This window comes from Inmirania thermothiophila, assembly GCF_003751635.1.
Lineage (GTDB): Bacteria > Pseudomonadota > Gammaproteobacteria > DSM-100275 > DSM-100275 > Inmirania > Inmirania thermothiophila.
Genome location: NZ_RJVI01000002.1, coordinates 689,547 through 706,534, shown reverse-complemented (window position 1 = coordinate 706,534; position 16,988 = coordinate 689,547). Strand labels below are relative to the sequence as shown.

At 72.9% G+C, this 16,988-nt stretch carries 16 protein-coding genes; 1 reads left to right on the top strand and 15 read right to left on the bottom strand.

All coding sequences use genetic code 11. From position 1 onward, the window contains the following. The first annotated feature begins 47 nt into the window (after window positions 1-47). Window positions 48-398 carry a hypothetical protein gene (locus tag EDC57_RS08985; protein ID WP_123401525.1) on the top strand — a complete coding sequence of 117 codons (351 nt, stop codon included), beginning with the start codon at window positions 48-50 and terminating at the stop codon, window positions 396-398. Here EDC57_RS08985 and EDC57_RS08980 read toward each other — a convergent pair whose 3' ends face one another. From EDC57_RS08980 to lon, 15 genes are all read right to left on the bottom strand, one after another. Then, entirely contained in the window at window positions 399-3,242 is a 2,844-nt protein-coding gene (locus tag EDC57_RS08980; RefSeq protein WP_170165090.1) for a sensor domain-containing protein, read from the bottom strand. A gap of 320 nt (window positions 3,243-3,562) precedes the next feature. Then, on the bottom strand, window positions 3,563-3,853 hold the full coding sequence (locus EDC57_RS08975; protein WP_123401523.1) for a hypothetical protein: 291 nt from the start codon (window positions 3,851-3,853) through the stop codon (window positions 3,563-3,565). 3 nt (window positions 3,854-3,856) lie between these two features. Further along, complete coding sequence (locus tag EDC57_RS08970) at window positions 3,857-4,108, bottom strand: MoaD/ThiS family protein (protein WP_123401522.1); 252 nt, start codon at window positions 4,106-4,108, stop codon at window positions 3,857-3,859. After that, on the bottom strand, window positions 4,105-5,367 hold the full coding sequence (locus EDC57_RS08965) for an NAD(P)/FAD-dependent oxidoreductase (protein WP_123401521.1): 1,263 nt from the start codon (window positions 5,365-5,367) through the stop codon (window positions 4,105-4,107). Before EDC57_RS08965 ends, EDC57_RS08970 begins: the two co-directional genes overlap by 4 nt. 51 nt (window positions 5,368-5,418) lie before the next feature. Continuing rightward, complete coding sequence (locus tag EDC57_RS08960) at window positions 5,419-7,269, bottom strand: aldehyde ferredoxin oxidoreductase family protein (protein ID WP_123401520.1); 1,851 nt, start codon at window positions 7,267-7,269, stop codon at window positions 5,419-5,421. Between the two features lie 16 nt (window positions 7,270-7,285). Beyond that, window positions 7,286-7,762, bottom strand: coding sequence for a 4Fe-4S dicluster domain-containing protein (locus tag EDC57_RS08955; RefSeq protein ID WP_123401519.1), 477 nt, complete (start codon window positions 7,760-7,762; stop codon window positions 7,286-7,288). A 140-nt stretch (window positions 7,763-7,902) separates the two neighbouring features. After that, window positions 7,903-8,223, bottom strand: a complete 321-nt coding sequence (locus EDC57_RS08950; RefSeq protein ID WP_123401518.1) for a non-heme iron oxygenase ferredoxin subunit — start codon at window positions 8,221-8,223, stop codon at window positions 7,903-7,905. A 10-nt stretch (window positions 8,224-8,233) separates the two neighbouring features. Continuing rightward, on the bottom strand, window positions 8,234-8,581 hold the full coding sequence (locus EDC57_RS08945; RefSeq protein ID WP_123401517.1) for an SUF system Fe-S cluster assembly protein: 348 nt from the start codon (window positions 8,579-8,581) through the stop codon (window positions 8,234-8,236). Between the two features lie 4 nt (window positions 8,582-8,585). Then, complete coding sequence (sufU, locus tag EDC57_RS08940; protein ID WP_123401516.1) at window positions 8,586-9,029, bottom strand: Fe-S cluster assembly sulfur transfer protein SufU; 444 nt, start codon at window positions 9,027-9,029, stop codon at window positions 8,586-8,588. Continuing rightward, window positions 9,026-10,285 (bottom strand): cysteine desulfurase, encoded by a 1,260-nt coding sequence (locus EDC57_RS08935; RefSeq protein ID WP_123401515.1) that lies wholly within the window; start codon window positions 10,283-10,285, stop codon window positions 9,026-9,028. The genes sufU and EDC57_RS08935 overlap by 4 nt, the downstream gene beginning before the upstream one ends. Further along, the gene (gene sufD / locus EDC57_RS08930; protein ID WP_123401514.1) at window positions 10,282-11,598 is read right to left on the bottom strand and encodes a Fe-S cluster assembly protein SufD; all 1,317 of its coding nucleotides are present in this window, start codon (window positions 11,596-11,598) and stop codon (window positions 10,282-10,284) included. Before sufD ends, EDC57_RS08935 begins: the two co-directional genes overlap by 4 nt. Window positions 11,599-11,608: 10 nt before the next feature. Then, on the bottom strand, window positions 11,609-12,373 hold the full coding sequence (sufC, locus tag EDC57_RS08925; RefSeq protein WP_123401513.1) for a Fe-S cluster assembly ATPase SufC: 765 nt from the start codon (window positions 12,371-12,373) through the stop codon (window positions 11,609-11,611). 31 nt (window positions 12,374-12,404) lie between these two features. Continuing rightward, a complete protein-coding gene (gene sufB, locus EDC57_RS08920) occupies window positions 12,405-13,853 on the bottom strand; it encodes a Fe-S cluster assembly protein SufB (RefSeq protein ID WP_123401512.1) in 1,449 nt (482 codons plus the stop codon). A gap of 14 nt (window positions 13,854-13,867) precedes the next feature. Then, window positions 13,868-14,332, bottom strand: a complete 465-nt coding sequence (locus EDC57_RS08915; protein WP_123401511.1) for an SUF system Fe-S cluster assembly regulator — start codon at window positions 14,330-14,332, stop codon at window positions 13,868-13,870. Between the two features lie 249 nt (window positions 14,333-14,581). Further along, complete coding sequence (lon, locus tag EDC57_RS08910; RefSeq protein ID WP_123401510.1) at window positions 14,582-16,987, bottom strand: endopeptidase La; 2,406 nt, start codon at window positions 16,985-16,987, stop codon at window positions 14,582-14,584. Window position 16,988 lies beyond the last annotated feature (1 nt).

Genomic DNA, 16,988 nt, shown 5'->3' with positions numbered 1-16,988 from the left:
CCTCCCGGGCAGTCCCGTGGGCAGGGCCGCAGGCTCGGGAGGTGGGCATGAGCAGGGGCTTGGCGAAGCGGATCGGGATCCTCGCCGCGCTGGCGCTCCCCGTCGCCGCGCCGGCGGGCGCGCAGGCCGGCGTCGTGGTCTCGCGGGTGGTGGTGGTGCCGGCGGCGCCGGTGGTGGTCTACCACCCCCCCGCGATCCGCTGGGGGCACGGTGGTCTTCACCGTCACCGCGGCCGCTTCGGGGGCTGGCACCGGCCGTGGCCGCGGCGTGTGTACCGGGCGCCGTCGGTGGTGCGCCGATGGCACCGCGACGGCGGGTTGGTGCTGCGCTACCGTGCCTACGACGACCGCGGCGGGGTGCGTCTGCGCATCGAGATCGCCGAGCGCTGGCGCGACTGATCAGGTGTCGAGGCCGACGCGGCCGCGGTGGAGTACCCCCGCCACCACCTCCGCCGTCGCCGGGCGGCCGATGAGGTAGCCCTGGCCGAGGAGGTCCTCGTAGCGCTGGAAGAAGGTGAGCTGGTCGGGGCGCTCGATGCCCTCGGCCGCCACCTGCAGGCCGAGGTGGCGGCCGAGGGCCACCGCGGCGCCGCAGGCCGCCGCCGCCGTGGGCTCGTCGTGGAGGCGGGCGACGAGGCGCTCTGAGATCTTCAGCTTGGTCACCGGCATCCGGGCGAGCACCTCGAGGGCGCTGGAGCCGCTGCCGTAGTCGTCCACCACCGCCTGGACCCCGAGGGCGCGCAGCTCCCGCAGGCGCCGCTCGGCGAAGGCCGGATCCTCCATCAGGGCCGATTCCTGCAGCTCCAGCTCCAGGCGCGCGGGGTCGGCGCCGGTGCGCTGGAGGGTCTTGCCGAGCCAGTGCACGAATTCGGCGTCCCGGAACTGGCGGTCCGAGAGGTTGACCGCCATGCGCAGCTCGCTGAGGCCGTCGCGCTGCCACTCCGCCGCCTGCCGGCAGGCGCGCTGCAGGACCCAGCGGTCGAGGGGGCCGGCGAGGTGGCCCTGCTCGGCGACGGGGACGAAGACCTCGGGCGGGATCAGGCCCCGCGTCGGGTGCTGCCAGCGCACGAGGGCCTCCACCGCCACCAACCGCCCGTCGCGCAGCCGGGCCTGAGGCTGGTAGGCGAGGACGAACTCCTGCCGCTCGAGGCCGAGGCGCAGCTCCTCGCGCAGTCGCATGCGGTCGGCCACCTCGGCGGTGAGGTCGGGGGTGTAGAACTGGTAGTGCCCCGGTCCCTCGCGCTTGGCGCGGTACATGGCGAGGTCGGCGTACTTGATCAGGGTGTCCGGATCCTGGTGGTCCGCCGGGTAGACCGCGATCCCGAGGCTCGGGGTGATGCGGATCTCGTGCTCGCCCACGTGCGCCGGGCGGGACACGGTGCGGATGATCTTCTGCGCCAGGGCGGCGACGTCGTCGAGGCGGCTGATGCGCTCGAGGATCATCACGAACTCGTCGCCGCCGATGCGGGCGATGGTGTCGCCCTCGCGCAGGCAGCCCCGCAGGCGCCGCGCCACCAGCTTGAGGACCTCGTCGCCCACGTCGTGGCCGAGGGTGTCGTTGATCTCCTTGAACTGGTCGAGGTCGAGGAAGAGCACCGCCACCATCTCGCCGCCGCGGCGGGCGCGCTGCAGCGCGTGGAACAGGCGGTCGCGGCAGAGGATCCGGTTGGGCAGTCCCGTCAGGGGATCGCGGTGGGCGACCCGCTCGAGGTCCTCGCGGCGGGCGAGCAGCGCCCGCTCGACGCTCTTGCGCGCGGTGATGTCGATGCCCACCTCGAGGACCAGCGGCTGGCCGTCCGGGTCCGGGAAGGGGTGGCTGTGGATCTCGAACCAGCGTCCGTAGGGGTCCTGGGTCTCCCAGGTGACGGGCTGGTCGGTCTCGAAGACGGCGAGGGTCGGCACCCTGCCGTCGGCCTGCGCCGCACGCCAGGGGAAGAGATCGGCGTAGCGCCGCCCGGCCGCCTCGCCGAAGCGCTCCCGGAAGTGGCGGTTGCCGTAGCGCACGGTGCCGTCGGGGGCCACCAGGCAGACGTAGGCCGGCAGCGCCTCCAGCACCTGCACCAGGCGCCGCCACTCGCCCCGCAGCGCCTCCTCGGCGGCGGCTTCGCGGGTGACGTCGCGGGCCACGGCGACGATGCCGCGGAAGGAGCCGTCCTCGTTCCAGAGCGGGGCGGCGCTGACGTGCAGCCGGCGCACGCCGCGGCCCGGGACCTCGTGCTCGCGTTCCACCTCGAGGGGCCGCCCGCTGCGGCGGACCTCGTCCACCGGCACCGGGGCGCGGGCGGTCCCGGCCTGCGGGTCCATTGCGTCGAGGCCGAGGGCGTGGGCGCGCCGGTTGGCCCATTCCACCCGCCGCGCCGCGTCCAGCACCACCACCGGGTCGGGGAGCCGCTCGAGGGTCTCGCGCAGCAGCCGCACCTGCGCCTTGAGGGCGTCCTCGCTGCGCATGCGCGCAAGCTCGGTGCCCGCCCGGCGTGCGGTCAGGCGCACCAGCGCCATCGCCCGCTGCGGATCGGCCACGGCGCGGCGCCCGAGGGCGAGGAGCAGGCCGATGACCTGACCGTGCTCGTCCTCGATGGCCTGGCCCAGGGCCGCGCGGGCGGCGCCGACGAGGGGGTCGTCGGGGAAGGCCTCGGCGGCGCCGTCGGAAAGCGCGAGCTCGCCGCAGGCGAGGATGCGGGCGAGCACGCCGCCTTCCTGCGGCGGCTGGGGCAGGGCGGGCTCCGGATCCCCGTCGCGGCTCGCCGCCGCCAGCAGCTGCAGGCGGGGGGCGCCGCCGTTGTCGAGGGCGGCGATGAGCACCCGGTCCAGCTCCAGGGTGTCGGCCAGGTACCACACCGCCGTGTGGAGGAAGCGGCGGCCGGCCTGGGCGCTCACCCCCTCGGCCGCCTGCACCAGGGCCTCGTCGCGGCGCCGTCGCTCGGAGACGTCCTCGGCCAGCGCCAGGTAGTGGGTGATGCGGCCGCTCTCGTCCCGCACCGGGGTGATGACGGTGGCCTGCCAGTAGAGGGTGCCGTCACGGCGGCGGTTGCGGAACTCGCCCTCCCAGGTGCCGCCGGTGGCGATGGTGCGCCAGAGCGCCTCGTGGACCGTGGGCGGGGTCTCGTCCGACTTGAGGATGCGGGGCGTGCGCCCGAGGAGCTCGGCGGTGCGGTAGCCCGTCATCCGCTCGAAGGCGGGGTTGGCGTAGAGGATGCGGCCGCGGGTGTCGGTGAGGAGGACGCCGCGGGGCAGGGACGCCACCGCGCGCCCGACGAGGGCGTGCAGCGCGCCGGGGGTAGGCGGGGCCGGACGGGCGGACGGGCGCGCCGCCGCCGCGGGCTCACGCGCCGCCGCGGGCGACCCCGACGCCGTCCCCGCGGCCTCCGTGGTCCCCGCCCGTCCGTGGTGTCCGCATCCTTCTGTGCCGTGGTACGACACCCGTGTCCTTTGCACGCCCGCGCGTGCCCGACCGACAGCCTCCATCGAAGCATACTATACAATTTGGTCGATACAAAATATACAACCGCTCATGTGCTTTGCGCGGATTTCTTGAGCGGAACGTGAAAAGGCGGCACTCCGCGTCAGCCGCCGCCGCGGCGGAAGTGCAGCTCGAAGCGGGCGAGGAAGCGGGCGCGTGCCGCCTCGTCGAGGGCGTGCAGGCCGAGCTCCACCTCGAGCGCCGGCAGCGCGATCGCGCCGAGCCGCAGCGGCGGCAGGTCCCGAAGCCGGACCGCCACCGTCCCGCCCTCGGCGGCGACCACGAAGCCGTCGGCGGCGGCGCGGACGGCCCCGGTGCCGGCCATGCCCTCGAGGAGGCGGCGGAAGGCGGCGCGGTCGATGCTCATCTGGCGCCGCCAGACCGGACCGGGCACGGGTCAGCCTCCGGCGATGGGGGGCCAGACGGCCAGGGTCTCCCCTGCCCGCAGGGGGCGTCGGCCGCGCTCCTCGGGGGGCACGAAGACGCCGTCCACGAGCACCAGGTGGGTCAGTGCGGCGGGGAGCCGCAGGCGGTCCAGCACCGCCTGCACCGTCTCGCCCTCCGGCACCTCGAGCTCGACGGCGTGGTCGCGCGCGCCGGCGGGGAGGTAGTCCGAGAGGGTGGCGTAGAGCTTGGCGGTGATTCTCATGGCGCGGCGATGGCCTGGGTGCGGGCGACGTAGGCCTCGGCGACACGGGTCGGGTCCCGCAGCAGCCGGTCGCGCCACGGTCCGAGACCGACGCGGGTCTGGATCAGGCCGCGCAGGATGCCCACGTGCTCGGTCCAGCCCACGGCGAGGGCGCCCACGAGGCGGTCGCCCGCAAGCTGCAGCTTGAGGTAGCGGAAGCGGCCGGGCTCGGCCAGGACCGCGGTCTCGCCCCCCTCGACGCCCTCCCAGCGGCCGAAGGAGGCGGTGATGAGACCGAGGGTATCGAGCACGTTCATCACCAGGCTGCCGCCGTAGCGGGTCTCGATCCCGGCCATGTTGCGTGCGGCGACGCGCCCGTGCTCCACGGCGGTGGGCTGGATGGCGTGGACGGAGAAGCCGCCGGTGGAGAAGTCGCGTCCCTGGGCGACGTCGCCGGCGGCGAAGACCCCCGGAAGCGACGCCGCCAGGTGCTCGTCCACGAGGATGCCCTGGTCGGTGTCGGCGAGATCGCGCACCAGCTCCGTGTTGGGGCGCACGCCGGTGGCGCAGATGAGCAGATCGGCGTCGAGCACGCGGGGCGTGCCGCGGTCGTCGATGTGGACCTGCAGCGGGTGCCCGCCGCCGTCGGCCGCCACCGCGGTGACGCGGGCGCCGGTGAGCACCGTGATGTCCTTGCGCTCGCACCAGGCGCGGATCATCTCGGCGCCGGCATCGTCCATCATCCGCGCCAGCATCCGCGGCGCCATCTCCACCACCGTGAGCTGCACGCCGCGGGTGGCCAGCGCCTCCATGATGATGCAGCCGATGAAGCCCGCGCCCATGAGCACGACCCGCGCCCCGGGGCGGGCGGCGGCGGCGATGCGGCGGGCATCGTCCAGGGTCCAGCAGTGGACCACGCGCTCTCCCTCGAGGCCGGGGATGGGAGGGCGCACCGGCGTGCTCCCGGTGGCGAGCAGGAGCCGGTCCCAGTCCAGGGTGCGGCCGGAGGCGAGGCGCAGGGTGCGCGCCGCCGGGTCGAGGGCGACGGCCTCGTCCTCGAGGCGCTCGATGCCGAGGCGGTCCCAGTGCGCGGGGTCCTTGCGCAGCCAGGTGCCGCGCTCGTCGATGAGCCCGGTGAGGACGTAGGGCAGCGCCATGCGGGCGTAGGGCGGTCCGGGCTCGCGCCCGATGAGCGTGATCGCGGCCGCGGGGTCGAGGCGGCGCAGGGTCTCGGCCGCGACCACCCCGGCCGGTCCGGTGCCGACGATGACGTGTCGCATGGACGGTCCTCCGGGGCCGCGGGGCGGCGGAGGCCCCGCGGCCCGCTCAGCTCAGAGCCCGAGACGCTGGCGGGTCTCGGTCGTGGGGACGCCGTCCTCGCCCCAGCCGCGGACCCGGTAGTACTCCGGCAGCATCTTGCCGAGCTCGTTGACCTTGCCCTTGGCCGGGCCGCTCCGGGCCGGCTCCTCCAGCAGCCGCCGGGGGAGGGTGTCGTCCTTGGCCGTGAGCCCGGCGCGGAGGTTGAACTCGCGCTCCAGGTTCCAGATGCGCTCGCCGGTCTCGGCCAGCCGCTCCACCGTCCACTCGCCCTCGCAGGCGGCGTCGATCTGGGGGGCGATGTCCGCCAGGGTCCAGGCGAAGGAGGTGAAGAGGCACAGGCCGGTGGAGTCCCAGGCCGCGGTCGCGTCCTGGAAGGCCTTGACCAGCTCCGCCTTGCCGTCGGGGCTGAGGGGGTCGGTCTTGTGGGGGATGCCGAGCACCTCGGAGGCGACGGTGTAGCTGCGCAGGTGGCAGGCGCCGCGGTTGCTGGTGGCGTAGGTCAGCCCCATGCCCTGGATGCCGCGCGGGTCGTAGGCCGGGAACTCCTGCCCCTTGACGGTCATGGAGAGCTCCGGGTGGCCGTACTTCTCGCACAGGCGCCGCGAGCCGAGCCCGATCTCGCGTCCGAAGCCCTCGCCGTGGGCGGTCAGCTCGGCGAGACGCGCCAGCGCCTCGGCCGAGCCGAAGCGCAGCTCCAGCCCGCCCGTGTGCTCGGTGGTGAGGACCCCCATCTCGTAGAGCTCCATGGCCGCGGCCACGGTGGCGCCGAAGGAGATGGGATCCATGCCGTGCTCGTTGCAGATGAAGTTGGCGTAGGTCAGGGCCTCGAGGTCGTCGACCCCGGTGTCCGCCCCCAGCGACCAGGCGTTCTCGTACTCGAGCCCGCCCGAGGCGCCCCAGTACTCGGGCTTGTTCTTGACCGTGAAGTGGTTGGGGTCGATGCGCGAGATCCGCCCGCAGGCGATGGTGCAGGCGAAGCAGGCGGCGTTGCGCACGAGGTTGGGCTTGCCGTCGGTGGGGCGCGGCTCGTGCATGGCCTCGCCCGAGATCTTCGGCGCCCCCTCGAACTGGACCTCGCGGGCGTTGCGCGTGGGCAGGGCCCCCACCTCGTTGATGACGTTCATGAGCACCTGGGTGCCGTACTTGGGCAGCCCCTGGCTCGTGACCGGGTGCTCGGCGAGCACCTTCTTCGCCGCCGCGGTGGCCTCCAGGAAGCGCTGCGGATCCTTGATCCCCGCGACCCCGAGGGTGCCGCGCACGGCCACCGCCTTGAGGTTCTTCGAGCCCATCACGGCGCCGACGCCGGAGCGGCCGGCGGCACGGTGCAGGTCGTTGACGACGCAGGCGAACAGCACCTGGTTCTCGCCCGCGCGTCCGATGGCGGCGACGCGGATCTGGGGGTCCTGGTGGCGCTTCTGGATCGCCTCCTGGGTGTGCCAGACGGAGCCGCCCCAGAGGTCGCCGGCGTCGACGAGCTCGGCGTGGTCGTTCTCGATGTAGAGGTAGACCGGCTTCGGGGCGCGGCCCTCGAAGATGATCATGTCCCAGCCCGCCATCTTGAGCTCGGCCCCGAAATAGCCGCCCGAGTTGGAGCAGGCGATGGCGCCGGTGAGGGCGCCCTTGGTGATCACCGAGTAGCGCCCGCCGGTGGAGGCGATGGTGCCGGTGAGCGGCCCGGTGGCGAAGATGAGCTTGTTCTCCGGCGAGAGGGGGTCCACCTTGGGATCCACCTCCTCGAAGAGGTACTTGGAGGCGAGGCCGCGCTGGCCGAGGTACTGGGCCGCCCAGGCCATGTTGAGGGGCTCGGCGGTGCAGGTGCCCTCGGTGAGGTTGACGCGCAGGATCTTTCGCTGCCAGCCCATGGTGCGATCCTCCCTCTCAGGCCTGGGGCTGGGCCGCCGAGGCGCGCGCCGCCCACTGGCGCATGCGCTCGAGCCCGGTCCATTCGGCGTCGATGTAGGTGATGGCGGCGGTGGGGCAGGCCGCGGCACAGGCCGGGTCGCCGCCGCAGAGGTCGCACTTGATGACCTTGCCGGTGTCGGCGCGGTAGTTCACGGTGCCGAAGGGGCAGGCGATGGTGCACACCTTGCACCCCACGCACAGGCTCGCCACCACCTCCTTGGCGCCGGTGGCGGTGTTGACGCGGATCGCCTCCACCGGGCAGGCCTGCATGCACCAGGCCTCGGCACACTGGGTGCAGGTGTAGGGCACGAAGCGGCCCTCGTCGTGGAAGGCGAAGACCTTGATGCGCGAGCGCGCCGGGTTCATGACGCCGTCGTTGCGCAGCGAGCAGGCGAGCTCGCACTGCAGACACCCCGTGCACTTGCCGGGGTCGATGTGAAGGGATCGCAGCATGATGGTCGTACTCCTCCTCCACCACACCGGCCGGCGGGGCCGGCGTCGGTCGTTCTCGGGATGGCCTGCGCCCCGGATCGGGGCGCTCAGGGAAGGATAGCAGGGGGTCGGGCGGATGCGAGGCGGGGGGCGGGCGGGGCCTAGGCGGCGTCCTCGTCGTAGACCTGGATGCGGCCTTCGTGGACGCGGACCTCGAAGGTGCGCAGGTCCTCGTAGGCCGGCGGGGCGAGCACGGCGCCGGTGCGCAGGCAGAAGCGCGCCCCGTGGCGCGGGCAGATCACCTCGTCGCCCTCGACCCGGCCGCCGTCGAGCGGCGCGTAGTCGTGGGTGCACAGATCCTGGATCGCGTAGTAGCGGCCGTCGATGTGGTAGACGGCGACGCGCTCCTCGGCGAGGTCCACCACGCGGCAGCGCCCCGGGGGGATCTCGCCCTCGGCGGCCACATCCACCCAGCGTCCCATGGCGTCCCCCTCAGAAGAAGCCGAGCTGGAGCCTCGCCGACTCCGACATGCGGTCCTTGGTCCACGGCGGGTCCCAGACCAGCTCTACGCGCACGTCGCGCACCCCGGGCACGGCCCGCACGTGGGAGGCCACCATGTCGGGGAAGGTCTGGGCCACCGGGCAGCCGGGGGCGGTGAGCGTCATCTCGATGTAGACGTCGCCCTCGGGGGAGACCTCCAGGGTGTAGATGAGCCCGAGATCGTAGATGTTGACGGGGATCTCGGGGTCGTAGACGTTCTGCAGCGCGGCGACGATGTCGCTCTCGAGCTGCGCGGGATCGACCCTGGGCTGCTGCGGGGCCTTGCCGTTCTCGCTCATGGTCTCACTCCGTGCTCACGGGCTGCTCGGTACCCTTGAGGGCGGCCTCGAGGGTGTGCCAGGCGAGGGTGGCGCACTTGACCCGCATGGGGTAGTCGCGCACCCCCGCGAGGACCGCGAGCTTGCCGATCTCCTCGCCGCTCCCCTCGCCGGTCACCACCTTGTGGAAGCCCTCGAAGAGGCGGTGGGCCTCGGCCACGGTGCGGCCCTTGAGCGCCTCGGTCATGAGCGAGGCCGATGCGGTGGAGATGGCGCAGCCCTGGCCCTCGAAGGCGATGTCGCGGATCACGCCCCCCTCGTCCACGTCCAGGTAGAGGGTGATGCGGTCGCCGCAGAGCGGGTTGTGGCCGTCGGCGCGGCGGTTGGCGTGCGCGAGGCGGCCGAAGTTCCGCGGGCTGCGGTTGTGGTCGAAGATGACCTCCTGGTAGAGGGCGCGCAGGTCGTTCATAGGCCGAAGAGCTCCCTTGCCCGGTGCAGCGCGGCGACGAGGCGGTCCGCCTCCTCGAGCGTGTTGTAGAAGGCGAAGGAGGCGCGCGCCGTGGCCGGCACGCCGAAGTGGTCCATCACGGGCATGGTGCAGTGGTGCCCGGCGCGCACCGCCACCCCCTCGTGATCGAGGATGGTGCCGAGGTCGTGGGCATGGATGCCCTCCACCACGAAGGAGATCACCGCCGCCTTCTCGGGCGCGGTGCCGATGATGCGCAGGCCCGGCACCTCGGCGAGGCGCGCCGTGGCGTGCCGCAGCAGGGTCTGCTCCCAGGCCGTGATGCGCTCCATGCCGATGCCCTCGAGGTACTCGATGGCGGCGGCGAGCCCGACGGCGCCGGCGATGTGCGGGGTGCCGGCCTCGAAGCGGTGGGGCACGTCATGGTACTCGGTGCGCTCGAAGGTGACGACGCGGATCATGTCGCCGCCGCCCTGCCACGGCGGCATCGACTCCAGCACCTCCAGGCGCCCGTAGAGGGCGCCGATGCCGGTGGGGCCGAAGACCTTGTGCCCGGAGAAGGCGTAGAAGTCGCAGCCGAGGGCCTGCACGTCCACCGCCATGTGGGGCACGGCCTGGGCGCCGTCGACGAGGGTCGGGATGCCGCGGGCGCGCGCCGCCGCCACCATCTCCGCCACCGGGTTGATGGTGCCGAGGGCGTTGGAGACGTGGACCACGGCGAGGAAGCGGGTGCGCTCGCCCAGGAGGCGGTGGAAGGCCTCGAGGTCGAGTGCGCCGCGCTCGTCGATGGGCACCACCCGCAGCCGCGCGCCGGTGGCCTCGCACACCATCTGCCAGGGCACGATGTTGGCGTGGTGCTCCATCTCGGTGACGAGGATCTCGTCGCCGGGGCGCAGGCGGGGACGGACGAAGCTCTGGGCGACGAGGTTGATCCCCTCGGTGGCGCCGCGCACGAAGACGATCTCGCGCGGGTCGGCGGCGTTGAGGAAGCGCCGCACCGTCTCGCGCGCGCCCTCGTAGGCGGCGGTGGCGCGCTGGCTCAGGGTGTGCACGCCGCGGTGGACGTTGGCGTTGTCGCGGCGGTAGAAGCGGTCCACGGCCTCGATCACCGCCCGCGGCTTCTGCGCCGTCGCCGCGTTGTCCAGGTAGACCAGCGGCCGGCCGTGGACCTCCTGGTGCAGCACCGGGAAGTCGCGGCGCACGCGCTCCACGTCGAGGATGGGGGCCCCGGCCTCGGGGATCGGTCGGACCGTGTTCATAGCAGCTCCTCGATGCGCTCGCCGGCGGGCATGTGCCGGATCAGGGTGCGGTCGAGCCGGCGCCGGATCGCCGGCAGGGGGATCCGTTCCAGCAGCTCCTCGGCGAAGCCGTAGGTGAGCAGGATCCGCGCCGAGGCCTCGTCGATGCCCCGCGAGCGCAGGTAGAAGAGGGCGCGGGGGTCGATCTGGCCCACCGTGGCGCCGTGGCTGCAGCGCACGTCGTCGGCGTAGATCTCGAGCTGCGGGCGGGCGTCGGCCTCGGCCTCGCCCGACAGCAGCAGGTTGTGGTTGGCCTGCTCGGCGTCGGTCTGCTGCGCACCCGGGTGGACCACCACGCGGCCGGTGAAGGCGGTGCGGGCGCGGTCGTCGAGGATGCCCTTGTAGAGCTCGCGGCTGGTGGCCTCCGGGGTGCGGTGCTCGATGCGGGTGTGGTGGTCGGCGTGGTCGCGCCCGCGCAGGACGGTGAGGCCGTCGAGCTCGCAGCGCGCGCCCTCGCCCTCGAGATCCACGAGGATCTCGTTGCGGGTGATGCGCCCACCGAAGGTGGCGGTGAAGGCCGCAAGCCCGCTGCCCGCCGCCTGGCGCACCCGGGTGCGCGTGTAGCGGTAGCCGCGCTCGGGCTCCTGGATGCGGTAGTGGGCGAGGCGGGCCGCCTCGGCGAGGACGACGTCGGTGACGACGTTGGTGTAGGCGGCGCCCTCGGCGAGGCTCACGTGGTGCTCGATCACCGTGGCGCGCGCGCCTCGGCCGAGGCGCAGGAGGTTGCGCAGGTGGGCGGCGCGGGCCTCGCCCGTGGCGATGTAGAGGACGTGGACCGGGGCCTCGAGCGCCACCCCGTCGTCGAGCTCCAGCACCAGCCCGTCCGTGGCGAGGGCGAGGTTGAGGGCGGGCAGGGCGTCACCCTCGGCGTCCGCCCCGAGGGCCGCGACGAGGCTCTCCGGGGCGCTGTCGGCGAGGCTTGCGAGCGGGGCGACGCGCACGCCCGCCGCGCCTCCGAGGTCGCTCAGGGCCGGCACCAGGCGGCCGTCGGCGAAGACCAGGCGCGCCCCGTCGAGGTCCTCGATGCGCCAGGGGGCGAGCTCGATCTCCGCCCCGCCCCCCTCGGCGACGAAGGCGAGCTCGGCCTGCGCCAGCGGGCGCAGGTCGGTGTAGCGCCAGTCCTCGTCGCGCGGGGTCGGCAGCCCGCGCTCGACGGCACGGTCGAGGGCGCGGCGGCGCAGCGCGGCCAGCTCCGGGTGCGCCGCCCCCGGCAGGCGCCCGGCCAGCGCCTCGTGGGCGGTGCGGGCGCGCTCGATCAGCTTCGGCTCGCTCATGACCGCCCCCTCAGGCCCGCGCCGCCTCTTCCGGCCCCTTCTCCAGCCAGCCGTAGCCGCTGGCCTCGAGCTCGTGGGCGAGCTCCGGGCCGCCCGAGCGCACGATCCTGCCCTCGGCGAGGACGTGGACGCGGTCCGGGTGGATGTAGTCGAGCAGGCGCTGGTAGTGGGTGATGACGATGAAGGCGCGCTCGGGCGAGCGCAGGCGGTTGACCCCGTCGGCGACGATCTTGAGCGCGTCGATGTCGAGGCCCGAGTCGGTCTCGTCGAGGATCGCCAGCCGCGGCTCCAGCAGCGCCATCTGGAGCATCTCGTTGCGCTTCTTCTCGCCCCCCGAGAAGCCCTCGTTGACCGAGCGGTAGAGGAAGTCCTCCTTCATCTTGAGCGCCGCCATCTGGGCCTTGACCGCGCTCAGGAAGTCCATGGCGTCGAGCTCCGGCAGGCCGCGGTGCTTGCGCACGGCGTTGACCGCGGCCTTGAGGAGGAAGACGTTGCTCACCCCCGGGATCTCCACCGGGTACTGGAAGGCGAGGAAGACGCCCTCGCGGGCGCGCTCCTCCGGCGGCAGGGCGAGCAGGTCCCGGCCGTCCAGCTCGACCCGCCCCGCGGTGACCTCGTAGCCCTCGCGCCCGGCGAGCACGTGCGAGAGCGTGCTCTTGCCGGCGCCGTTGGGGCCCATGATGGCGTGGACCTCGCCGGCCTTCACCTCGAGGTCGAGGCCGCGAAGGATCTCCTTGTCCTCGACCCGCACGTGCAGGTTCTCGATCTTCAGCATCTCGTCGCGCTCCCGTATGGCAAGGGGAAAGTCAGCCCACGCTGCCCTCGAGCTTGAGCCCCAGCAGCTTCTGCGCCTCCACCGCGAACTCCATGGGCAGCTCCGCCAGCACCTCCTTGCAGAAGCCGTTGACGATCATGGAGACGGCGTCCTCGGGGCTGAGGCCCCGCTGCAGGCAGTAGAAGAGCTGGTCCTCGGAGATCTTGGAGGTGGTGGCCTCGTGCTCCACCTGCGCGGTGGGGTTGCGGATCTCGATGTAGGGGAAGGTGTGGGCGCCGCACCGCTCGCCGATGAGGAGCGAGTCGCACTGGGTGTAGTTGCGCGCCCCCTCGGCGCTCTTGAGGATCTTGACCAGCCCGCGGTAGGTGTTCTGCGCCCGGCCCGCCGAGATCCCCTTGGAGATGATGGTGGAGCGGGTGTTGCGGCCGATGTGGATCATCTTGGTCCCGGTGTCGGCCTGCTGCAGGTTGTTGGTGAGGGCCACGGAGTAGAACTCGCCCACCGAGTTGTCCCCGCGGAGGATGCAGCTCGGGTACTTCCAGGTGATGGCGGAGCCAGTCTCCACCTGGGTCCAGGAGATCTTGGAGTTGGCGCCGCGGCAGTCGCCGCGCTTGGTGACGAAGTTGTAGATGCCGCCGCGGCCCTCCTTGTCGCCCGGGTACCAGTTCTGCACCGTGGAGTACTTGATCTCGGCCCCCTCCAGGGCGATGAGCTCCACCACCGCGGCATGCAGCTGGTTCTCGTCGCGCATGGGCGCGGTGCAGCCCTCGAGGTAGCTCACGTAGGCGCCCTCGTCGGCGATGATGAGGGTGCGCTCGAACTGGCCCGTGTTGGAGGCGTTGATGCGGAAGTAGGTGGACAGCTCCATGGGGCAGCGCACGCCCTTGGGCACGTAGACGAAGGAGCCGTCGGAGAAGACCGCCGAGTTGAGGGCGGCGAAGAAGTTGTCGGTGTAGGGGACGACGCTGCCGAGGTAGCGCTCCACCAGCTCCGGGTGCTCGCGCGCGGCCTCCGAGAAGGAGCAGAAGATGATGCCCATCTCGGCCAGCTTCTCCTTGAAGGTGGTGGCCACCGAGACGCTGTCGAAGACCGCGTCCACGGCCACGCCCGCGAGGCGCTCCTGCTCGGCGAGGGGGATGCCCAGCTTCTCGTAGGTGCGCAGCAGCTCCGGGTCCACCTCGTCCAGGCTCTTGGGCCGGTCCTTGGGCATCTTGGGCGCGGCGTAGTAGCTGATGGCCTGGTAGTCGATGGGGGCGTGGTGGACCTTGGCCCAGCGCGGCTCCTCCATGGTCAGCCAGTGGCGGTAGGCCGCGAGGCGGAAGTCGAGCAGGAACTGCGGCTCGCCCTTCTTGCGCGAGATGTGGCGGATGACGTCCTCGTCGAGCCCCGGGGGGAGGCTCTCCTGCTCGATCTCGGTGACGAAGCCGTGCTTGTATTCCTGCTGGACGAGGGCGTCGATCTCGCGGGTGCTGCTGGACATGGCTCTCCTCCGGTTCAGCCGGCGGGGCAGGAGGCGCCCGGGGCGGCCCCCTCGATGCGGACCTCGAGGCCCGGCCGGCGCGCCTGCACCATCTCGGCCAGGGTGATCCCGTCGAGCGCGCGGCGGATCGTGCGGTTGATCCACTGCCAGTTGCTGCGCACCGAGCAGTGCGGCTCCTGGGCGCAGTGGCGGTCGTCGGCGCTGCACTCGGTCAGGGCGATGGGGCCCTCCATGGCGTCGATGATCTCGGTGACGGTGATCGCCTCCGGCGGGCGGGCCAGGCGGTATCCGCCCTTGGCGCCGCGGCGCGACTCCAGCAGCCCCTCGCGGGCGAGCAGCTTGAGGATCTTGCTCACGGTCGGCTGGGCGATCTGGATCGCGGCGCTGATGTCGCCGGCGTTGCGGGGCGTGGCCGGGTCGCGCGCCAGGTGGCACATCACCACGATCCCGTAGTCGGTGAGCTTGCTCATGCGCAGCATGGGGCTGCTCCGGTGAAATATGGGACCAATATAGTCCCGTATGAACCGCTCGGGCAATCCCCCCGGCAACGCGGCCTGCGGGGGGTTGCGTGATCCTGAGCGGAATGCTAAGGTATGCCGCGACACCGGGATGGTCAACCATCCGCTGTCACCGATACCCGGAGCTTCTCCTTCCCCTCCCCCACGTTGCGGGTATCGGCCTCTGCGGGGCGCCGCGCGCGGCGCCCCTTTTCTTTTGCGCGGGGAGGATCAGGGGGCGGCGAAGGCGAGGGCGGCCACCTCGGGGTAGCGCCGGACGAAGTGCACCTCGAGGCCCTCGCGCAGATGCGCCGGCAGCTCCTCCCACTCCCCGCGGTTGGCCTGCGGCAGGATCACCGCCCGCATCCCGGCGCGGCGCGCGGCCAGGACCTTCTCGCGGATCCCGCCCACGGGCAGGACCTCGCCGGTGAGGGTGAGCTCGCCGGTCATGGCGAGCCCGCGGGCCATGCGCCGGCCGCGGGCGAGGGAGAGCAGCGCCGTGGCCATGGTGATGCCGGCGCTGGGGCCGTCCTTGGGGGTGGCGCCGGCGGGCACGTGCAGGTGGATGAAGGCGCTGTCGAACCAGCCCGCGGGCACCCCCAGCGCGTCGGCGTGGGCGACGACGTAGCTGTAGGCGATCTCGGCCGATTCCCGCATCACCTCGCCGAGCTTCCCGGTCAGGCGCAGGCCGCGGGCGCGCCCGTGCACGCGGGTGGCCTCGATGCTGAGGGTGGCGCCGCCGAGGGGCGTCCAGGCCAGCCCCACGGCGACCCCCGGCGCGAGGCGGTGGCGGGCCTCGCGGAACGGGCGCGGGCCGAGCCAGTCCTCGATGTCGGCCGCGCGCACGCGGATCGGCCCCGCCCCCTCGTCCTCGACGAGGCGGACCACGGCCTTGCGCACGATGCGGCCGAGGCGCTTGTCGAGGCCGCGCACGCCGGCCTCGCGGGCATAGCCCTCGACGATGGCCCGGATCGCGCCGTTGCTGATGCGCAGCCGCCCCGCGGGCACGCCGGCGCGGGCGAGCTGGCGCGGCCAGAGGTGGCGCCGCGCGATGCGCACCTTCTCCTCCGTGAGGTAGCCGGGGATGCGCAGGATCTCCATGCGGTCCAGGAGCGGCCCCGGCAGGGTGTCCAGCTGGTTGGCGGTGCAGACGAAGAGCACCGAGGAGAGGTCGAAGCGCAGGTCCAGGTAGTGGTCGAGGAAGGCCTGGTTCTGCTCCGGGTCGAGCACCTCCAGCAGGGCCGCGGCGGGGTCGCCCTGATAGGAGGCGCCGATCTTGTCGATCTCGTCCAGCATCAGCACCGGATTGGCGGTGCCGGTGCGGCGCAGGGCCTGGATGATCTTGCCGGGCATGGCGCCGATGTAGGTGCGGCGGTGGCCCTTGATCTCGGCCTCGTCGCGCATGCCGCCGACGCTGAAGCGGAAGAAGCCGCGCCCGAGGGCCTCGGCGATGGAGCGGCCGATGGAGGTCTTGCCCACGCCGGGCGGGCCCACCAGGAGCAGGATCGAGCCCGTGACCTCGCCCCGCAGCGCGCCCACGGCGAGGAACTCGACGATGCGCTCCTTGACGTCCTCGAGCCCTTCGTGGTCGCGGTCGAGGATGCGCCGCGCCGCGGCGAGGTCGAGGCGGTCCTCGGAGCGGCGCCCCCAGGGCAGGGCCGTGACCCAGTCCAGATAGTTGCGCGTGACCGCGTACTCGGGCGAGCCGAGCTCGAGCACCGCCAGCTTGTCGAGCTCCTCCTCGACGCGGCTGCGGGCCTCGTCCGTGAGCTCCAGCCCCTCGAGGCGGGCGCGGAAGCGCTCGATCTCGGCGGTGCGGTCGTCCTTGGCGAGGCCCAGCTCCTGCTGGATCACCTTGAGCTGCTCGCGCAGGAAGAAGCGGCGCTGCTGCTCGCCGAGCTTCTCCTCCACCTGCTTGCGGATCTGCGCCTGCAGGCGCGCCACCTCCAGCTCCTTGCGCACCAGCACCAGGACCCGGCGCATGCGCTCGAGCAGCGGCAGCGTCTCGAGCACCTGCTGCAGCTCCTCGGGCGGGGCGGTGGTGATGGCGGCGGCGAAGTCGGCGAGGGCGGAGGGCTCGTTGGGGCCGAAGCGGTTGAGGAAGTACTTGAGCTCCTCGGAATAGAGGGGGTTGAGGGGCAGGAGCTCCTTGATCGCCTCGATGATGGCCACGGCGTAGGCGCGAAGCTCCGTCTCCTCGCCCCCCGCGGGCTCCTCCGGGTAGTCCACCTGGGCGCGGTAGGGCGGCCGCTCGGCGAGCAGCCGCCGGATGCGGAATCGGCGCAGGCCCTCGGCGATGAACTGGATCTTGCCCTCGGCCCGCATGGGCCGGTGGATGCGGGCCACGGTGCCCACGGCGGCGAACTCGCCGGGGCCGGCCGCATCCGGCCGCGCCGTCGCCACCCGCACCAGCCCCAGCACGCGCTGCGGCGTCTCGCCCACGCCCTGGATGGTCTCCAGCCAGGGCGCCTCCTCCACCACGATGGGCAGGGTCTGGGCGGGGAAGAAAGGGCGGTCGGGCAGCGGCAGCAGCAGCAGCTCGCCCGGGAGGACGTCGGCGGCGACCGCAAGGCCCCCCTCGGCGGCCACCGGCTCGCCGGTGCCGGCGTCGATGACGCGCGGGGTCTCCTCGTTCATG